The organism is Duganella sp. P38, from assembly GCF_050859475.1.
Taxonomy (GTDB): Bacteria; Pseudomonadota; Gammaproteobacteria; order Burkholderiales; family Burkholderiaceae_D; genus Rugamonas.
The window spans coordinates 1,310,530-1,327,949 of the sequence record NZ_CP193936.1; the positions used below are offsets into that span (position 1 = coordinate 1,310,530).

General features: G+C 64.8%; 17 protein-coding genes. 11 read left to right on the forward strand and 6 right to left on the reverse strand.

Going from position 1 to position 17,420, the window contains the following annotated elements; all coding sequences use genetic code 11:
* Nucleotides 1–80 precede the first annotated feature (80 nt).
* From ACRQ5J_RS05990 to ACRQ5J_RS06005, 4 genes are all read left to right on the forward strand, one after another.
* On the forward strand, nt 81–965 hold the full coding sequence (locus ACRQ5J_RS05990; RefSeq protein WP_432381787.1) for a dienelactone hydrolase family protein: 885 nt from the start codon (nt 81–83) through the stop codon (nt 963–965).
* A 297-nt stretch (nt 966–1,262) separates the two neighbouring features.
* The gene (locus ACRQ5J_RS05995; RefSeq protein ID WP_432383596.1) at nt 1,263–1,967 is read left to right on the forward strand and encodes a ZIP family metal transporter; all 705 of its coding nucleotides are present in this window, start codon (nt 1,263–1,265) and stop codon (nt 1,965–1,967) included.
* A 41-nt stretch (nt 1,968–2,008) separates the two neighbouring features.
* Nucleotides 2,009–2,365: a hypothetical protein gene (locus ACRQ5J_RS06000; protein ID WP_432381789.1), complete on the forward strand. Its 357-nt coding sequence runs from the start codon at nt 2,009–2,011 to the stop codon at nt 2,363–2,365.
* Nucleotides 2,337–2,636 (forward strand): type II toxin-antitoxin system RelE/ParE family toxin, encoded by a 300-nt coding sequence (locus ACRQ5J_RS06005; RefSeq protein WP_432381790.1) that lies wholly within the window; start codon nt 2,337–2,339, stop codon nt 2,634–2,636. The genes ACRQ5J_RS06000 and ACRQ5J_RS06005 overlap by 29 nt, the downstream gene beginning before the upstream one ends.
* Here ACRQ5J_RS06005 and ACRQ5J_RS06010 read toward each other — a convergent pair.
* From ACRQ5J_RS06010 to ACRQ5J_RS06020, 3 genes are read right to left on the reverse strand one after another with little or no spacing between them, the layout of a single operon-like run.
* Nucleotides 2,633–3,487 carry a sulfurtransferase gene (locus ACRQ5J_RS06010; RefSeq protein ID WP_432381792.1) on the reverse strand — a complete coding sequence of 285 codons (855 nt, stop codon included), beginning with the start codon at nt 3,485–3,487 and terminating at the stop codon, nt 2,633–2,635. The two genes, ACRQ5J_RS06005 and ACRQ5J_RS06010, sit on opposite strands and share 4 nt — an antisense overlap.
* Nucleotides 3,488–3,498: 11 nt before the next feature.
* On the reverse strand, nt 3,499–4,422 hold the full coding sequence (locus tag ACRQ5J_RS06015; protein WP_432381794.1) for a DMT family transporter: 924 nt from the start codon (nt 4,420–4,422) through the stop codon (nt 3,499–3,501).
* A 13-nt stretch (nt 4,423–4,435) separates the two neighbouring features.
* Nucleotides 4,436–5,533: an aromatic ring-hydroxylating oxygenase subunit alpha gene (locus ACRQ5J_RS06020; protein ID WP_432381796.1), complete on the reverse strand. Its 1,098-nt coding sequence runs from the start codon at nt 5,531–5,533 to the stop codon at nt 4,436–4,438.
* A 310-nt stretch (nt 5,534–5,843) separates the two neighbouring features.
* On the opposite strand from ACRQ5J_RS06020, the gene ACRQ5J_RS06025 reads away from it, so the two are divergent.
* The 4 genes from ACRQ5J_RS06025 (at nt 5,844) to ACRQ5J_RS06040 (ending at nt 9,772) form a co-directional block, all read left to right on the forward strand.
* Complete coding sequence (locus ACRQ5J_RS06025; RefSeq protein WP_432381798.1) at nt 5,844–6,101, forward strand: exodeoxyribonuclease VII small subunit; 258 nt, start codon at nt 5,844–5,846, stop codon at nt 6,099–6,101.
* The gene (locus ACRQ5J_RS06030) at nt 6,098–6,988 is read left to right on the forward strand and encodes a polyprenyl synthetase family protein (RefSeq protein WP_432381800.1); all 891 of its coding nucleotides are present in this window, start codon (nt 6,098–6,100) and stop codon (nt 6,986–6,988) included. The genes ACRQ5J_RS06025 and ACRQ5J_RS06030 overlap by 4 nt, the downstream gene beginning before the upstream one ends.
* The gene (dxs, locus tag ACRQ5J_RS06035; RefSeq protein ID WP_432381801.1) at nt 6,989–8,860 is read left to right on the forward strand and encodes a 1-deoxy-D-xylulose-5-phosphate synthase; all 1,872 of its coding nucleotides are present in this window, start codon (nt 6,989–6,991) and stop codon (nt 8,858–8,860) included.
* A gap of 168 nt (nt 8,861–9,028) precedes the next feature.
* Entirely contained in the window at nt 9,029–9,772 is a 744-nt protein-coding gene (locus tag ACRQ5J_RS06040; protein WP_432381802.1) for a M48 family metalloprotease, read from the forward strand.
* Nucleotides 9,773–9,787: 15 nt separating this feature from the next.
* On the opposite strand, the gene ACRQ5J_RS06045 is transcribed toward ACRQ5J_RS06040, so the two are convergent.
* Together ACRQ5J_RS06045 and ACRQ5J_RS06050 are read right to left on the reverse strand one after the other, a co-directional pair.
* Nucleotides 9,788–10,342, reverse strand: coding sequence for a cob(I)yrinic acid a,c-diamide adenosyltransferase (locus ACRQ5J_RS06045; RefSeq protein WP_432381804.1), 555 nt, complete (start codon nt 10,340–10,342; stop codon nt 9,788–9,790).
* 3 nt (nt 10,343–10,345) lie between these two features.
* The gene (locus ACRQ5J_RS06050; protein WP_432381806.1) at nt 10,346–10,903 is read right to left on the reverse strand and encodes a suppressor of fused domain protein; all 558 of its coding nucleotides are present in this window, start codon (nt 10,901–10,903) and stop codon (nt 10,346–10,348) included.
* Nucleotides 10,904–11,001: 98 nt separating this feature from the next.
* Between ACRQ5J_RS06050 and ACRQ5J_RS06055 the strand changes: the two genes are divergently transcribed.
* Genes ACRQ5J_RS06055 through glcF form a run of 3 tightly spaced genes read left to right on the forward strand, consistent with a single transcriptional unit; the run spans nt 11,002 to nt 14,820 of the window.
* Nucleotides 11,002–12,480, forward strand: coding sequence for an FAD-linked oxidase C-terminal domain-containing protein (locus ACRQ5J_RS06055; protein WP_432381808.1), 1,479 nt, complete (start codon nt 11,002–11,004; stop codon nt 12,478–12,480).
* A 2-nt stretch (nt 12,481–12,482) separates the two neighbouring features.
* Entirely contained in the window at nt 12,483–13,541 is a 1,059-nt protein-coding gene (glcE, locus tag ACRQ5J_RS06060) for a glycolate oxidase subunit GlcE (protein ID WP_432381810.1), read from the forward strand.
* The gene (gene glcF, locus ACRQ5J_RS06065; RefSeq protein ID WP_432381812.1) at nt 13,531–14,820 is read left to right on the forward strand and encodes a glycolate oxidase subunit GlcF; all 1,290 of its coding nucleotides are present in this window, start codon (nt 13,531–13,533) and stop codon (nt 14,818–14,820) included. Before glcE ends, glcF begins: the two co-directional genes overlap by 11 nt.
* On the opposite strand, the gene ACRQ5J_RS06070 is transcribed toward glcF, so the two are convergent.
* The gene (locus ACRQ5J_RS06070) at nt 14,812–17,286 is read right to left on the reverse strand and encodes a putative bifunctional diguanylate cyclase/phosphodiesterase (protein WP_432381814.1); all 2,475 of its coding nucleotides are present in this window, start codon (nt 17,284–17,286) and stop codon (nt 14,812–14,814) included. The two genes, glcF and ACRQ5J_RS06070, sit on opposite strands and share 9 nt — an antisense overlap.
* Nucleotides 17,287–17,420 lie beyond the last annotated feature (134 nt).

Consider the following 17,420-nt stretch of genomic DNA (forward strand, 5'->3'; position numbering starts at 1 on the left):
CCCGCGCAGGCGGGTATCCATGCTGAGCATGGGTCCCCGCCTGCGCGAGGACGACGTTTGTACGACGATGGAGGATACGGATGGACGATTTAACGCGTGACGCGGAAAGTTTGCTGGCTAAAACACCCTTGTCCGACGGCGTCGACCGCCGCGGCTTCCTGAAGACCGCGCTCGGCACCGGCTTCGCGGCCGCCACGCTGCCGGTCATGGCGCAAAACGTCATCAAGACCGACACCGCCGGCCTCACCGCCGGCACCATCGAGATCAACGTCAACGGCCAGAACGTCCCCGTCTACCGCGCCCAGCCGGAGGGCAAGACCAACCTGCCGGTGATCCTGGTCATCTCGGAAATCTTCGGCGTTCACGAGTACATCGCCGACGTCGCCCGCCGCTTCGCCAGGCAAGGCTACCTGGCGCTGGCGCCGGACCTGTTCGTCCGCCAGGGCGACCCGACCAAGATCAGCTCGATCGCCGAGCTGCAACGCGACATCATCGCCAAAACGCCGGATGCGCAGGTGTTCACCGACCTCGACGCCGTGGTCGCCTGGGCCCAGGCCCATGGTGGCAATGCCGACAAGATTGCCATCACCGGCTTCTGCTGGGGCGGCCGCATCACCTGGCTATATGCCGCACACAATCCCGCCATCAAGGCCGGCGTGGCCTGGTACGGCCGCCTGAAAGGCGACTTGAACGCCAACTTTCCCAGGCACCCGATCGATGTTGCTCGCACTCTGAACGTGCCGGTGCTCGGTCTGTACGGCGCCAAGGACAGCGGCATCCCGCTGGAAACGGTGGACATCATGAAGGCCGAGCTGGCCAAGGGGCCGAACAAGTCCACTTTCGTCATCTATCCGAACTCCGGCCACGCCTTCCACGCCGACTACCGGCCAAGCTATAACGCCGAAGACGCCAAGGACGGCTGGGGCCGCGCACTGGCCTGGCTCAAGCAAAACGGCGTGGTGTGAGCCACCACCGGTCATTCCCGCGAAGGCGGGAATCCATGCACGGCATGCATTCCCTCCGTAGAATGCCTTGGATGCAAACTCAGCATGGATTCCCGCCTTTGCGGGAATGACGGGCAGGGGATTAGGACATTTGAGGGGTTTTTAAGCACAAATGCATGCCGAGGAGTAAAATAACGGCCCGGCATGCGCACGGACGCCCGCCGCTTCAGTACCAGAGGCTATAACATCGATCCCGTACTCGTTTCAATCATATTGGCAACCACCTTGGCTGGCGTAGTGAGCATCACTGCGGCGGCCGTGTTCTCATTTACCTTGCTGTCGAAGGTGGTGGAGCGCATGGTCAGCCTGTCGGTCGGCCTCATGCTGTCGACCTCGCTGCTGCACGCCTTGCCGGAAGCGTTCGAATCGCAGGCCAGTCCGCGCAGCCTGTTCGCCACGCTGCTGGTCGGCCTGCTGGCGTTCTTCCTGCTCGAAAAACTGGCCATCTTGCGCCATTCGCATCATCACGAGCATGACGGCCACCACCACCACCACGGCCATGACAAGCACGAGGCGGGCAAGGCCGGCTGGATGATCCTGGTCGGCGACGGCATGCACAACTTCACCGACGGCATCCTGATCGCGGCCGCCTTCCTGGCCGATCCGCAGCTGGGCCTGATTACCGGCCTGGCCATCATCGCCCACGAGATTCCGCAGGAGATCGGCGACTTCATCGTGCTGCTGAATGCCGGCTTCTCGCGCACGCGGGCGTACATCTACAACCTGCTGTGCAGCCTGCTGGCAATCGCCGGCGGCCTGCTCGGCTACTACATGCTGGACCGCGCCAGCAGCTTGATTCCGTATGTGCTGGTGTTTGCTTCTTCCGGGTTCATCTACATCGCCGTCAGCGACCTGATGCCGCAAATGCAGCGCCGCGCCACCTTGCGCGAATCGATCCCGCAAGTGCTGCTGATCGCGGCGGGCGTGGCCATCGTCGTCTTCCTGGTCGGCGCCCGTCACTAACGCTGGCTTGGGCGCCGGGCACATGATGACGCCTTCACTTCATGCGTAGTCGCAACCGGGATGCTGTTTGCGATGTCTCAACCGCGCGCAGTGATGGCGAGGAGTATGATGGCGCAATGAATTCCCGAGAAAATAAGCAAGCACGAGCGCTAGCGGCCCTGAATGCCGAAGACCGTGTTCGCCTGGAACGCCTGGCCGCGTTGACAGACCTTGCGCCCGACGAAATTTGGCCAGAGGTTTGGCAGTACGGCTTTGATGATGTGGAAGACAGCATAGACGCCAAGCAAGAGGCGGAGGAATACTTTCAGACCAACACTGGCATCGATCATGCCGAGGTGATGGCAAGGGCGCGCGCTTTGGTGGCGGCTTATGGCAGACCAACACGCGAAACCGGGTAGTTTGCACATTCGGTGGTCACCGCGCGCGGAAGCGGCTTACGAAAATTCACTGAAATACATCGCCGCTCAGGATGTCCACGCTGCTGTGCTTGTAACGCAGCGAGTGGAGCGCGCACTCGCTGTAATACAGCGCCACCCTGAAACCGGTACTTTGATGAGCCGCGGACTGAGACGATTCCCGGTGCCAGGCACGGGCTACCTCATCGATTACCACGTCATCAAAGGCGAAATTCGTATTACGCGCTGGGCACGTCATACGCGGAAAGCTTAGCTGACGCCGGTGGCCACCGGGCGGCTCGGGTCGCCCACCCATTCGCTCCACGAGCCTGGATAGAGCGCGGCGCCGGGCAGGCCGGCCACTTCCAGCGCGAGCAGGTTGTGGCAGGCGGTCACGCCGGAGCCGCATTGCATGATGGCTTTCGACGGATCGTCGAACAGCGGCGCGAATTCGGCCTTCAGCTGCGCGGCGTCCTTGAAGCGGCCGTCGGCCGCCAGGTTATCCTTGAAGAAGCGGTTTTTGGCGCCGGGAATATGGCCGCCGACCGGGTCGATCGTCTCGTTCTCGCCACGGAAGCGGTCGGGCGCGCGCGCGTCGACCACCGTGCGCGCTTGCGACGACAGGTTGGCCAGCACCTCGTCCACGCTGGCCGTGGACACCAGCGGCGCGCGCTCGCTGATGGCGCCGGGCGTGCGGCGCCCGGCCTGCGTCACCATCGGCAAGCCGGCCGCCTGCCAGGCCACCAGGCCGCCGTCCAGCACGGCAACGGCCGGATGGCCGACCCAGCGCAGCAGCCACCACAGCCGCGCCGCGAACATGCCGCCGTGCGCGTCGTAAGCCACCACCTGCGTGTCGTCATTGATGCCGAAGCCGCGCAGCGCTTCGATCAGGGCCGCCCGTCCCGGCAGCGGGTGGCGGCCGAGGAACTTGCCATCGGCCCCCGTCTTCGCGCCCGACAGATCCGTATCCACATTGGCGAACTGCGCGCCGGCGATGTGGCCGATGGCGAAGCTGTCGAAGCCAGCCTTCGGATGCATCAGGTCATGGCGGCAATCCAGAATCACCCACTGCGGATCTTCCAGGTGACGGGACAGGGTGACGGCGTCGATCAGGGTGGTGTGCATGGACGGTTTCCTTAGACTTCGCTGGCGATCGGATCGGTTTTCGAAATGGCCTTGCCTTTATCGGTGCTGCGGGTATTGTAGAACGTCGCGGCCATGCCGGACAGCAGAATGATGCCGATGCCGGCCCAGCTGTGCCAGTCGAACACATCGCCGAACACCAGCACGCCCCAGATACTGGAGAACACAATGCCGGTGTATTGCAGATTGGCCACCACCAGCGTATTGCCGAGGCGATAGGCGCGCGTCATGGCGACCTGGGCGCTGGTGGCGCACACGCCGATGGCCAGCAGCAGCAGGCCGCTGCGCACGGACGTGACCGGATGCCATTGCGGCCCGTCGGCGCCGCCGGTCAGGTAGACGCCGGCGATGCCGGCCACCAGGTTCATCACGGTGAAGTAGAACACCACGCGGTTCTCCGGCTCGCCGGCCAGGCCCAGCTTGCGCACCTGCATATAGGCCATGGCCGTCAGCATCGACGAGCCCAGCGCGATCAGCGCCGGCGTCAGCTGGTTGGCGTGGAAGGCCGGGCGCAGCAGCAGCGTCACGCCGACAAAGCTGGCCGCCACCGCCACCATCAGCGGCCATTTGACGTCGCCCCTGGCGTGCCACCAGCCCATGGCGAACAGCCACACGGCGATCCAGATCGGGGACAGATAATTGAGGGTCATCGCCGTGGCCAGTGGCAACTCGCCGATCGAGTAATACCACAGCCACAGCGAAATCACGCCGATGACGCCGCGCCACAGGTGCGCGCCCGGCATCGACGTGCGGAAGGTGCCGCCTTGCAGCTTGATCATGCTGGCGAGGACGATGATGCCGACCACGCCCCGGTACATGACCAATTCGGATGTTGAGAACTCTGCGGAGGCCAGCTTGACGCACACCCCCATGACAGCAAACATAAAACTCGCAAACAACATCCAAAGTGACTGCATCGTACTTTACACCTTATAAATTTTTGCTTCGGTACCACTCATGGAAGTGCTGCATGCCGTCTTCCATCGGTGACTGGTAGGGGCCGCCGTCATTCTCGCCGCGCTCGAGCAGCGCCTTGCGGCCGGCGTCCATGCGCTGGCCGATCTCGTCGTCCTCGATGCAGGTTTCCATGTAGGCGGCGCGTTCGGCCTCGATGAACTCGCGCTCGAACAGCACGATTTCCTCGGGGTAGTAGAACTCCACCACGTTCTTGGTGCGCTGCGGGCCTTCCGGCCACAAGGTCGAGACGATCAGCACGTGCGGATACCACTCGACCATGATGTTCGGGTACAGCGTCAGCCAGATGGCGCCGTATGGCGGCGGTTCGCCGCCGCGGAACTTCAGCACCTGTTCCTGCCAGCGCTTGTAGATTTCCGAGCCGGACTTTTGCAGGCCCTTGTGCACGCCGACCGTCTGCACGCTGTACTCCTTGCCGAATTCCCAGCGCAGATCGTCGCAGGTGACGAAGTTGCCCAGGCCCGGATGGAACGGCTCGACGTGGTAATCCTCCAGGTAGACCTCGATGAAGGTCTTCCAGTTGTAGTCGCAGTGGTGCACTTCCACGTGGTCCAGCATGTAGCCGCTGAAATCCAGGTCCTTGGTGACGGACAAGTCCTTCAGCGTTGCCATGACGTTGTAGCCGTTTTGCTCGAACAGCAGGCCGTTCCAGTTTTGCAGCTGGACCTTCGGCAGGTTCAGGCACGGCGTTTCGGGGAAGTGCGGCGCGCCGATCAGTTCACCCTTGAGGTCATAAGTCCAGCGGTGCAACGGGCAGACGATGTTATTCGTATTGCCACGGCCGTTGAGCATCAGCGCCTGGCGGTGGCGGCAGACGTTGGAGACCAGCTCCACGCCCTGCGCGTTACGCACCAGCATGCGGCCTTCGTTCTCGGAGGCGAGGGTCGCATAGTCGCCGACATTCGGCACCATCAGCTCGTGCCCGACGTAGCGCGGGCCGGCCTTGAAAAGTTGCTGCATTTCACGCTGCAGTAGCGTTTCGTCAAAATAGACGTTAACCGGAAGTTGCGCGGTTGGCCGCGCTAGCTTGGCGTGGGTACCCAGATCGGACATCCAAACCCCCTTAATTAAAAATTCAAACCAAGAAGAGACAGAATCCGTAAAGACGACCCGCATTCGTATGCGTTGAGGTGGTATTTAGGACAGAACCGGCGATTATACCGTGTTTTACTCTCAAGAGGCAGCCTGATCTGCTCGTTCATTGTGCATAAACTTGCAATTCCTGCATGCTTGCACGGCAAATGGGGGCGATTGGGATAAAATCCAGAGCTGGCCGCTAATGTTCCACCGGTTAGGGTGGTTTGCTCTAAAATACCGGGTTACACTGCGCAGGCATTGTTGTGCCAAAGATAATTGAGTGATTATGTCGAAGAAATTAACTGCAGACGCGACTGCCGCCGCCCCCGTCTCGTTTGAAGAAGCGATGGCGGAACTGGCACAACTGGTCGCACAAATGGAAGCCGGACAGCTGCCGCTGGAAGCCACGGTGGCCGCCTACGCGCGCGGCTCGCAGCTGGTGCAGTTCTGCGCCGCCCAGCTGGAAAAGGTCGAATCCCAGGTCAAGGTGCTGGAAGGCGAGATGCTCAAGCCTTTCGTCGCCGCCGGCGAGGGCGAACAATGAACGCCGCTTTCCAGGACTGGATGAAAACCGTGCAGGCGGGATCGGAAAACGATTTATCCGCTTTTCTGCCCGTCGCCGACGTGCTCCCGGCCAGGCTGCACGCGGCGATGCGCTACGCGCTGCTCGGCGGCGGCAAGCGCGTGCGCCCGTTGCTGGTGTACGCCGCCGGCGCGCTGTTCGGCGCCGATGCCGCCACCTTGAGCCGCGCCGCCGCCGCCGTCGAAATGATCCACGCCTACTCGCTGGTGCACGACGACATGCCGTGCATGGACGACGATGCGCTGCGTCGCGGCAAGCCCACCGTGCACATCGCCTACGACGAAGCGACCGCGCTGCTGGTCGGCGACGCGCTGCAATCGCAGGCCTTCGACGTGCTGTCGCAGGCCGACGCCGTGCCGCCGGCGCGCGTGCTGGCGATGGTGCGCCTGCTGGCCAGCGCCTCCGGCTCGGCCGGCATGTGCGGCGGCCAGGCGATCGACCTCGATAGCGTCGGCATCAGCCTGACTCTGGAGCAGCTGGAGCAGATGCACCAGTTGAAGACCGGTGCGCTGCTGCGCGCGTCCGTGGTGCTGGGCGCGCTGGCAGGCAAGGACCTGACGGCGGAAGAATTGAGCGCGCTGAACGTCTATGCGCGCGCCATCGGCCTGGCGTTCCAGGTGGTGGACGATGTGCTCGACGCGACGGCCGATTCGGCCACGCTGGGCAAAACCGCCGGCAAGGACGCCGCCGATAACAAGCCGACCTATGTATCCATACTGGGTCTGGAACCATCGCGCGCGCTGGCGGAACAATTGCGGGTCGAAGCGCATGCAGCGCTCGCACCGTTTGGAGATAAAGCTCTGCGATTACGCGAACTCGCGGATTTGATCGTGCAGCGGAAGGCATAAATGAACTTGCTCGAAAAAATAGATTCCCCGGCCGACGTACGCAAACTGCCGTACAGCCAACTGACGCCGCTGGCGCATGAACTGCGCGCCTACCTGCTCGATTCCGTGTCCAAGACCGGCGGCCACCTGTCGTCCAATCTGGGCACGGTGGAACTGACGGTGGCGCTGCACTACGTGTTCAACACGCCGCACGACCGCATTGTCTGGGACGTCGGCCATCAGACTTACTCGCACAAGATCCTGACCGGTCGCCGCGACCGCATGTCGACGCTGCGCCAGCTGGGCGGCCTGTCGGGCTTCCCGAAGCGCGACGAGTCGGAATACGACACCTTCGGCACGGCGCACTCGTCGACCTCGATCTCGGCGGCGCTGGGCATGGCGCAGGCGGCCAAGATCAAGGGCGAGCATCGCCACGCCATCGCCGTCATCGGCGACGGCTCGATGACCGCCGGCATGGCCTTCGAGGCGCTCAACAACGCCGGCGTGCAGGACGACGTCAACCTGCTGGTGATCCTCAACGATAACGACATGTCGATCTCGCCGCCGGTGGGCGCGCTGAACCGCTACCTGGCGCGCCTGATGTCCGGCCAGTTCTACGCCGCCGCCAAGAACGTCGGCAAGTCGGTGCTGCCCGGCCCCGTGCTGGAACTGGCGAAGAAGCTGGAAGAACATGCCAAGGGCATGGTGGTGCCGGCCACGATGTTCGAGGAATTCGGCTTCAACTACATCGGCCCGATCGACGGCCATGACCTGGACTCGCTGATCCCGACGCTGCAGAACATCCGCAACCTCAAAGGCCCGCAGTTCCTGCACGTGGTGACCAAGAAGGGCCAGGGCTACAAGCTGGCCGAGGCCGAGCCTATCCTGTACCACGGCACCGGCAAGTTCAATCCGGCCGAAGGCATCAAGCCGGCCACCGCGCCGGCCAAGAAAACCTATACCGAAGTCTTCGGCGACTGGCTGTGCGACATGGCCGCCGCCGACCAGAAGCTGGTCGGCATCACGCCGGCCATGCGCGAAGGCTCGGGCATGGTGCGCTTCGACCAGGAATATCCTGATCGTTACTTCGACGTTGGCATCGCCGAGCAGCACTCGGTGACCTTCGGCGCCGGCCTGGCCTGCGAAGGCCTGAAGCCGGTGGTGGCGATCTACTCGACCTTCCTGCAGCGCGCCTACGATCAGCTGATCCACGACGTGGCGCTGCAAAACCTGGACGTGACCTTTGCGCTGGACCGCGCGGGCCTGGTCGGCGCCGACGGCGCTACCCACGCCGGCAACTACGATCTGGCGTACCTGCGCTGCATCCCGAACATGGTGGTGATGGCCGCCTCGGACGAAAACGAGTGCCGCCAGATGCTGACCACCGGCTACCACTACCACGGCCCGGCGGCGATCCGCTATCCTCGCGGCGCCGGCGTCGGCGCGGCGATCAAGCCGGAGCTGACCACCATCGAAATCGGCAAGGGCGAAATCAAGCGCCAGGGCCAGAAGATCGCCATCCTGGCCTTCGGCTCGATGGTCGCGCCTTCGGTGGCCGCGGGCGAAACGCTGGGCGCCACCGTCGCCAATATGCGCTTCGTCAAGCCGCTGGACGTGGCGCTGGTGAAGCAGCTGGCCGCCGACCACGATTACTTCGTGACCGTGGAAGAGGGTTGCATCATGGGCGGCGCCGGCGCCGCCGTGGCGGAGGCGCTGGCGGCGGAAGGCATCGTCAAGCCGGTGCTGATGCTTGGCCTGCCGGACAAGTTCATCGACCATGGCGATCCGGCCAAGCTGCTGGCCGGCGTGGGGCTGGATGCCGCCGGCATTACTGCCTCGATCAAGCAGCGTTATCTCAGCGACGAGCCGCGGCTGGTGGTCAACAACGGCTGATCGCTCACCGTCATTCCCGCGCAGGCGGGAATCCATAGGACGCCTCAAAGGGACGCTCAGCATGGATTCCCGCCTGCGCGGGAATGACGGAGGTGTACAAAAATCTACTTGTGCGACGAGGATTCGTATCCTAACTTGATATAAACAGTTTATTCCGTTTATATCACCATGAACGCCGCCACCTCATTGCTTGCCGTTCTGCTGTTCGCCTGCGCCGCCCACGCCCAGGTGCCGGAAACCGGCCGCGCGCAGGAGCTGCGCTTCAGCGCCGAGGAAGTCGGCGCCAGCATGGAAGACCGCTACATCGACCGCACGGTAGACCTGGCGGCGGCCGGCAAGCTGGATCAGGATCGCCGGCTGCTGGCGCGCCTGCGCTACATCAGCACCGAATTGATACGCGTGGCCAGCGAGCTGCGTCCGGAAGTGGCCGGATGGCGCTGGGAACTGCACACGACCGACGATCCCGAGGTGGACGCGATCTGCATGGCTGGCGGCAAAATCCTGGTCGGCAGCGCTTTCGTGCAGCGGCTGGCGCTGACCGACGGCGAGCTGGCGACGCTGCTGGCGCACGAAGTGGCGCATGCGTTGGCCGAGCATCATCGTGAAACCTTCTCCGAGGCGATGCTGGTCAATCGCCTGCCGGCCGTGCCGCTGGAGGTGGTGATGGCGCGGCTCGACAGCGACATCACGCTGCAAATCCGCCTGTGGAAATTATCGAGCCTGCAGGAGTCCGAGGCCGATCACCTGGGCATGGTGCTGGCGCACCGCGCCGGCTGGGCGGCGGCCGATATCGTCGGCTTCTATCGCAAGCTGGCGGAGAGCGAGCAGGGCGCGCGGGTATCAGGCGCCTATCCTGCCTACGCGTCGCGCCTCAGCATGGCGCAGGGCATGGCGCGGCTGTTCGGCGAGTAGGCGGCTGAAGTACACCTAGCCGCGCTTGCGTTCGTGCTGCCACAGCACGTCGCTGCCGCCGGCGTAGCGGTTCAACACGCGCGACAACACAAACAGCAGATCCGACAGGCGGTTCACATACTGGCGTGGATGCTCGTGGATGGTTTCCGCCTTGCCCAGCGTGACGATGCTGCGCTCCGCGCGGCGGCACACCGTGCGGCAGACGTGCGCCTGCGCGGCCGCGCGCGAGCCGGCCGGCAGGATGAATTCGGTCAGCGGCGGCAGCGTCGCGTTGTACTTGGCCAGCAACTCGTCCAGGCGCTCGACGTGCGCCTCCTTGATCATCTGGTAGCCGGGAATGCACAGCTCTCCGCCCAGGTCGAACAGGTCGTGCTGGATGGTGACCAGTTCATCGCGCAGGTCGGCCGGCATGTCTTCGCACAGCAGCAGGCCCAGATGCGAATTCAGCTCATCCACCTCGCCGATGGCGATGATGCGGACGCTGTCCTTGTCGGTGCGGCTGCCGTCACCGAGGCCTGTGGTGCCGGCGTCGCCGGTGCGGGTGGCGATTTTAGAAAGTCGGTTGCCCATGTCTTATCCTTGAAGCGCCAGATTGGCGCGGCGCGGGTTGTACGGATCGAATCCTGGCGTGTTCCAGAAATCCTTGAGGCCCATAGTTTCGTACAGCGGCACTTCCTCGTCGTACATCGGAAACAGGCCGGCCAGGAAAATCGTGCGGTCGGGCAGAACGAACTTGATCTGCTCATCGTCCAGGTACTGTGGACGGTAGACGAAACAGGCGTTCATCGCGCTGTCGCCGGACATCGGCTTATCCAGCTTGAACGAGGCCTGGTAGTGGAACGCGCTGTCGTTGAAGAACGATTGCGCGATGTAGGCGGCGGCGCTGCCCCAGCCGCTGTCCCTGGTGTGCAGCGTGAAGCTCAGTTCCGGCTTGCCGTTGGCCCAGGATGGATGCGAGGCGTTGGACAGGCCGGCGGTAACGGCGGTCAGCATGCCGCTGGCCGGGAAATTCTCGAAGTAGTAGACCAGCATGCGCGGCCGGTCGTCCAGCGCCACCTGCGCGATCTTGCCCTGCACGCCGAAGCGTTGTTCCAGCGCCAGGAGCCAGGCCTGTTCAAAATTGTGTTCCATAATCCGCTCAAGAGTAGTGTGTTAGCCGCGCTCCGAAGAATACAACAAATCGGCGGCCGATTTCGCCCTGCGGCGGCGTTTGTGCTTACAATGGTCTCATGAACAACGTTCCCGATCACGGTGCTCGCCGCCAGCAGGTGGCTGCGGCGCTGCAGCATGTGCTGCCGGCGCGCGCGGTGCTGTCGGCGGTGGAGGATACCCGTCCGTACGAATGCGACGGGCTGGCGGCGTATCGCCAGCTGCCGATGGTGGTGGTGCTGCCCGACAGCGAGGCGCAGGTGGCGGCGGTGCTGAAGGTGTGCCGCGAGCTGGGCGTGCCGGTGGTGCCGCGCGGCGCCGGCACCGGCTTGTCCGGCGGTGCGATGCCGGTTGCCGACGGCGTGGTGCTGTCGACCGCGCGCCTCAACCGCATCGTGCGCATGGATGCTTATTCGCGCACGGCGGTGGTGCAGCCCGGCGTGCGCAACCTGGCGATTTCGGAGGCGGCCGCGCAGCATGGCCTGTACTATGCGCCCGACCCGTCGTCGCAGATCGCCTGCACCATAGGCGGCAACGTGGCCGAGAATTCCGGCGGTGTGCACTGTCTCAAGTACGGACTGACCGTGCACAACGTGCTGCGCGTGCGGGTGGTGACGATCGATGGCGACGTGGTGGAGCTGGGCAGCGAGGCGCTGGATGCGCCGGGGCTGGATTTGCTGTCGGTGTTCATCGGCTCCGAAGGCATGCTGGGCATCGTCACCGAAGTGACGGTCAAGCTGGTGCCGAAGCCGGCCACGGCGCGCGTGATCATGGCCTCGTTCGACGAGGTGGTGAAGGGCTGTCACGCCGTCGCCGCGCTGATCGCCGCCGGCATCATTCCGGCGGGGCTGGAGATGATGGACCAGACCTCGTCGCGCATGGTGGAGCCGTTCGTCAAGGCGGGCTACGACACCGAGGCCGCCGCCATCCTGCTGTGCGAGGCCGACGGCACGGTCGAAGAGGTGGAAGAAGAAATCACGCGCATGTCGGCGGTGCTGAACTCGGCGGGCGCGATTGCGATAGCGGTATCGCAGACCGAGGCCGAGCGCTTGAAGTTCTGGTCCGGCCGCAAGAACGCGTTTCCGGCGGCGGGCCGCATCTCGCCGGACTACTACTGCATGGACGGCACCATACCGCGCAAGCGCCTCGGCCAGGTGTTGGCCGGCATCGCGGAAATGGAGGTCAAGTACGGCCTGCGCTGCGCGAATGTGTTTCACGCCGGCGATGGCAACCTGCATCCGCTCATTCTGTTCAACGCCAACATCCCGGACGAGTTCCACCGCGCCGAGGCCTTCGGTGCCGAGATCCTGGCGCTCTGCGTGGCGGTGGGCGGCACCATCACCGGCGAGCATGGTGTCGGCATTGAGAAGATCGATTCGATGTGCGTGCAGTTTTCGCCGGCCGAGCTGGAGGCGTTCTTCTCGGTGAAGCGCAGCTTCGATCCACACGGCCTGCTCAATCCGGACAAGGCGATTCCCACGCTGCACCGCTGCGCGGAATTCGGCAGGATGCGCGTGAGTGGCGGCGCGCTGCCGTTTGCCCATCTGGAGCGATTCTGACGATGACGGCCATCGCAGATTTCGCCGACCGTATCCGCGCCGCCAGCGCCGCAGGTACGCCGTTGCGGCTGCGCGGTGGCGGCACCAAGGATTGGTACGGCCAGGCGCTGCATGGCGAGGTGCTCGATACGCGCGCGTATAGCGGCGTCATTTCCTATGAACCCACGGAGCTGGTGGTCACGGCCCGCTGCGGCACGCCGCTGGCGGAGATCGAGGCGCTGCTGGCGCAGCATCATCAGATGCTGGCGTTCGAGCCGCCGCGTTTCGAGGGGGCCACGATAGGAGGCGTGGTGGCGAGCGCGCTGTCCGGCCCGCGCCGGGCCAGCGCCGGCGCGGTGCGCGACTTCGTGCTCGGTGCGGTGCTGATGGATGGGCGTGGCGAGGTGCTGCGCTTCGGCGGCCAGGTGATGAAGAACGTGGCCGGCTACGACGTTTCGCGCCTGCTGGCAGGATCGCTCGGCACACTGGGGCTGATACTGGAAGTGTCGCTGAAGGTGTTGCCGGCGCCGCTGCGCGAGGCCAGCCTGCGCTTCGAGATGAGCGAAATCGATGCGCTGACGCGGCTCAACGAATGGGCCGGGCAGCCGTTGCCGATTTCCGCCAGCAGCTGGCATCGCGGCGTGCTGTCGCTGCGCCTGTCGGGCGCGCAGGCGGCCGTGCAGGCGGCGCAGCGGCGGCTGGGCGGGGAGGCGCTGGCCGACACCGATGCCGGTGCATTCTGGGCCGCGTTGCGCGACCAGATGCACGGGCATTTCGGCGGCGGTGCGGTGTGGCGCATGTCGCTGCCGTCGCATGCCAGCGCGATCATCCTGCACGGCGAACAGCTGATCGAATGGGGCGGAGCGCAGCGCTGGCTGAAGGTGGACGATGCCGCCGACGCCCACGGCATACGCCGCACGGTGGCGGCAAGCGGCGGCCATGCGACCCTGTTCCGTGGCGGCGACAAGCGCGTGGGCGTGTTCCATCCGCTGGCGCCGGCGGTGGCGCAGATCCATCAGCGCTTGAGGCAGTCGTTCGATCCCGCCGGGATCTTCAATCCGGGGCGCATGTATGCAGACTAAGCTGGCGGACTTCATCAGGCATACGCGCGAGGGCGAGGAGGCCGAGGCGATCCTGCGCGCTTGCGTGCATTGCGGCTTTTGCACGGCAACCTGCCCGACCTATCAGCTGCTGGGCGATGAACTGGATGGCCCACGGGGGCGCATCTATCTGATCAAGCAGGTGCTGGAAGGCGCGCCCGTGACGGCCAGCACGCAGCTGCACCTGGACCGGTGCCTCACCTGCCGCAACTGCGAGACGACCTGTCCGTCCGGCGTCAGGTATGGCCGCCTGGTGGACATCGGGCGCAAAGTAGTGGAGGAGCGCGTGGCGCGCCCGCTGGCGGAGCGCATCAAGCGCAAGGTGCTGATCGAAGGACTGACGCGCAAGAAGGTGTTTGGCGCGGCGCTGTGGGCAGGGCAGGCTTTGCGGCCGCTGCTGTCGCCGACGTTGCAGGACAAGATCCCGCAGCGCCAGCACGCGGGCGCCTGGCCGGCGCGCGAACATGCGCGCAAGATGCTGCTGCTGGATGGCTGCGCGCAGCCGGCCATGGCGCCCAATATCAACGCCGCCACCGCACGCGTGCTGGATGCGCTGGGCGTGCAGCTGGTCGTCGCCCCCAAGGCGGGTTGCTGCGGCGCGCTGCGGCACCACATGAACGAGCAGGAAGCCGCGCTCGATGACATGCGCCGCAACATCGACGCGTGGTGGCCGCACATCGCCGCTACCGACGACGCCGGGCTGACAGGCAGCGCCGCGCAGTTGCCGGGCCACGGCGAAGCGGGGCGGGCGGCAGTGGAAGCGATCATCATGACCGCATCGGGTTGCGGGGCGACAGTGAAGGAATACGGCCATCTGCTGGCGCACGATCCGGCCTACGCCGCCAAGGCCGCGCGCATCTCGGCGCTGACGCGCGACCTCAGTGAAATCATGCCGCAGTTCGAGCAGGAACTGGCGCACCTTGTGCGCAATGACCACGCCGGGCGGGTCGCCTACCATCCTCCCTGCACGCTGCAACACGGCCAGCAGATACGCGGCAAAGTCGAAGGCGTGCTGCGCGCCGCCGGCATCGAGGTTGTGCTGTGCGCGGACAGTCATATGTGCTGCGGCTCGGCCGGCAGCTACTCGCTGCTGCAACCGGAACTATCGCTGCAACTGCGCGACCGCAAGCTGGAAAACCTGCACGCCACCGGCGCCAGCGCCATCGTCTCCGCCAACGTCGGTTGCACCGCGCATCTGCAATCGGGCACCGAAACGCCGGTGCTGCACTGGATAGAACTGATCGACCGCGCCTTACGTTAAAGCCGTTTCGTCATGCAGGCTGACGATGGGCGGCAGCGCGGCCGCAGCCTGCCACACGGGCGCCGTATCGAAGCGCGACACCCACGGCAGCACCTCGTCGGCCGGCATCGGCCGCGCAATGCCATAACCCTGCACCAGATCGCAGCCGAGCCGCATCAGCATCGCGCCATGCTCGATGGTTTCCACGCCCTCGGCAATCACGCCCAGCCCGAACGAACGCGCCAGCCCGATCACCGCGCTGACCAGGTGCAGATCATCCCGGTCCACCAGCATATTGCGCACGAAGCTCTGGTCGATCTTCAGCACATCGGCCGGCAAACGCTTCAGGTAGGACATCGACGAATAGCCGGTGCCGAAATCGTCCAGCGCAAAACTGATGCCCAGCGCCTGGCAATCGAGCATGATGCTGCGCACATGCGCGATATCGCTCAGCGCCGACGACTCCAGGATCTCCAGCTCCAGCATATGCGGCGGCACCTCCGGGAACTCGGCCAGGATCGCGGTCAGCCGCTCGACGAAATCGTGGCGCTGGAAATGGCGCGCCGCGATGTTCACGCTGATCACCCAATCGGCATCGAAGCCGCGCCACGACGCCAGCTGGCGCAGCGCCTCGCGCAGCACCCACTCGCCGATATCGACAATCACATCGGTATGCTCGACGATGGGCAGGAAGTCCATCGGCCCCACCACGCCGCGCGCCGGATGGTTCCAGCGCAGCAGCGCCTCCATGCCGACAATGCGGCCCTTGCGCATATCCAGCTTGGGCTGGTAGTACAGCAGCAGCTCATTGGCGCGCACCGCGTTGCGCACCTCGGTGCGGCGGTTGTGGTGCGTGCGCACCTGCTCATCGAGGTCGGCGTCGAAGAAGTGATGGCGGTTGCGGCCCGTGATCTTGGCCTGGTACAGCGCCTGATCCGCGTGCCGCAGCAGGCTGTCGGCGCTGATGTCGTTGCCGGTGTAGACCGCGATGCCGACACTGGCCGACATGCTGACCGCCTTGCCGTCGGCGGCGTAGTCGCGCGCCAGTGCCGCCATCAGCTTGCTCATCGCGTATTCGATGGCGGCGCGGTCGTTCAGCTCCGGCAGCAGCAGCACGAATTCGTCGCCGCCCAGGCGCGCCACGTAGTGGCGCTGGCCGGCAAAGTCGTGCAGGCGGCTGGCCGCCTGTTTCAGAATCTCGTCGCCCACCGCCTGGCCCATGGCCTGGTTGACGTGCTGGAAATGATCCAGGTCGAACAGGCATACCGCCAGCAGATAGTTATGCTCGCGCGCGCGCAGCATCTCCTGCTCGAAGCGCAGCGCCAGCGCCGCGCGGTTCGGCAGGCCGGTGAGGATATCGTGATTGCTCTGCCACGAAATCTGCTGCATCAGCTGGCGGCGCTCGGTCACGTCGCGGAACACCAGCACCGAGCCTTGCACCTCGCCCTGCGGCGTGCGGATGGCGTTGGCCGTGTATTCCACGGTGCAGGTCCGGCCCTGCGCGTCGCGCAGGCTCTGGTTGCCCACCTTGACCACCTCGCCGCCGGCGTAAATCTGCTTCATGGTTTTCAGCAGCGAATGCTGGCCGAAATTATTCGCCAGCACAAACACGTGGTGCAGCTCCATGCCGCGCGCGCGCGATTCCGGCCAGCCGGTCAGCTGCTGCGCCACTTCGTTGATGGTGTCGATCCTGCCGTTCAAATCGGTGGTGATGACGGCGTCGCCGATCGACGCCAGCGTCACCTCGATGCGGTCCTTCTCGACCTGCAGCTGCTGCTGCGCCAGCACGGTGCGCGCCAGCTGCGCGCTCAGGTCGCTCTGGCTCTGCTGCAGCTTGTGCAGCAGCGCCTGCACCCGCTGCGCCATATTGTTGAAGGTGGTGGCCAGCATGCGCGCTTCCAGCGTGCCGCCGACCGGCAGCCGCACGCCGTGCTCGCCGGCCTGGAAGCGGTTGGTGGCGTCGGCCAGGCGGCGCAGCATGCGCTTGTTGGCGAAGATGATCAGGCCCAGCAGCGTGTAGATGATGCCGACGTTGACCGCCGAGATCACCGCCTGCTGGTGCACATTGCGCCACATGCCGTTCAGCGGCAGCACCGGATCAAAGCTCAGCGCCAGCGTGGCCTGGTCGAGCGCGACGGTGCGCTGCATGGCGCCGACCGGCGCCAGGCGCGCGAACCAGGCAGGATATTGCGGCGCGACGGGCTGGCTGCGCCGCGCTTCCAGCTGGCCGCCGGCGTAATCGAGGCGCGCGACGCGCAGGTCGCCGTTCAGCAGCAGCGCGCCGGACAGGGCGGCGTCGAGGCTGGCGCGGTCCGGCGCGGCCAGCAGCGGCAGCATGGTCTTTTGCAAATGCGCGGCCAGCTCGCCGGCATCGTGCTGATAGCGGGCGTTGGCATAGGCGGTCTCGGACTCCAGCAGCAGGTGATACCGCACCCCCACCACCATCGCGATAATCACGAAGATGGGCACAAACAGCCTGGAGTACATTCCCATCCGCAGCCAAGGCGACAGAATTTTTCCGATGAAGGACATAACGACTGATTCGACAGGAAACGACTGAGTCCATTATTACTGAAAAGTCAACCACTGACACGTTTTTCGGAAAACGTTTTCAGTATTTA

Excerpts from the sequence above, each read along its gene's own strand:
- glcE (WP_432381810.1), top strand. The coding sequence starts at position 12,483 with ATGACGGCCATCGCAGATTTCGCCGACCGTATCCGCGCCGCCAGCGCC.
- ACRQ5J_RS06000 (WP_432381789.1), top strand. The coding sequence starts at position 2,009 with ATGCGTAGTCGCAACCGGGATGCTGTTTGCGATGTCTCAACCGCGCGC.
- ACRQ5J_RS05990 (WP_432381787.1), top strand. The coding sequence starts at position 81 with ATGGACGATTTAACGCGTGACGCGGAAAGTTTGCTGGCTAAAACACCC.
- ACRQ5J_RS06030 (WP_432381800.1), top strand. The coding sequence starts at position 6,098 with ATGAACGCCGCTTTCCAGGACTGGATGAAAACCGTGCAGGCGGGATCG.
- ACRQ5J_RS06025 (WP_432381798.1), top strand. The coding sequence starts at position 5,844 with ATGTCGAAGAAATTAACTGCAGACGCGACTGCCGCCGCCCCCGTCTCG.
- ACRQ5J_RS06005 (WP_432381790.1), top strand. The coding sequence starts at position 2,337 with ATGGCAGACCAACACGCGAAACCGGGTAGTTTGCACATTCGGTGGTCA.
- ACRQ5J_RS06070 (WP_432381814.1), bottom strand. The coding sequence starts at position 17,286 with ATGTACTCCAGGCTGTTTGTGCCCATCTTCGTGATTATCGCGATGGTG.
- ACRQ5J_RS06050 (WP_432381806.1), bottom strand. The coding sequence starts at position 10,903 with ATGGAACACAATTTTGAACAGGCCTGGCTCCTGGCGCTGGAACAACGC.
- ACRQ5J_RS06020 (WP_432381796.1), bottom strand. The coding sequence starts at position 5,533 with ATGTCCGATCTGGGTACCCACGCCAAGCTAGCGCGGCCAACCGCGCAA.
- dxs (WP_432381801.1), top strand. The coding sequence starts at position 6,989 with ATGAACTTGCTCGAAAAAATAGATTCCCCGGCCGACGTACGCAAACTG.
- ACRQ5J_RS06015 (WP_432381794.1), bottom strand. The coding sequence starts at position 4,422 with ATGCAGTCACTTTGGATGTTGTTTGCGAGTTTTATGTTTGCTGTCATG.
- ACRQ5J_RS06010 (WP_432381792.1), bottom strand. The coding sequence starts at position 3,487 with ATGCACACCACCCTGATCGACGCCGTCACCCTGTCCCGTCACCTGGAA.
- ACRQ5J_RS06045 (WP_432381804.1), bottom strand. The coding sequence starts at position 10,342 with ATGGGCAACCGACTTTCTAAAATCGCCACCCGCACCGGCGACGCCGGC.
- glcF (WP_432381812.1), top strand. The coding sequence starts at position 13,531 with ATGCAGACTAAGCTGGCGGACTTCATCAGGCATACGCGCGAGGGCGAG.
- ACRQ5J_RS06040 (WP_432381802.1), top strand. The coding sequence starts at position 9,029 with ATGAACGCCGCCACCTCATTGCTTGCCGTTCTGCTGTTCGCCTGCGCC.
- ACRQ5J_RS06055 (WP_432381808.1), top strand. The coding sequence starts at position 11,002 with ATGAACAACGTTCCCGATCACGGTGCTCGCCGCCAGCAGGTGGCTGCG.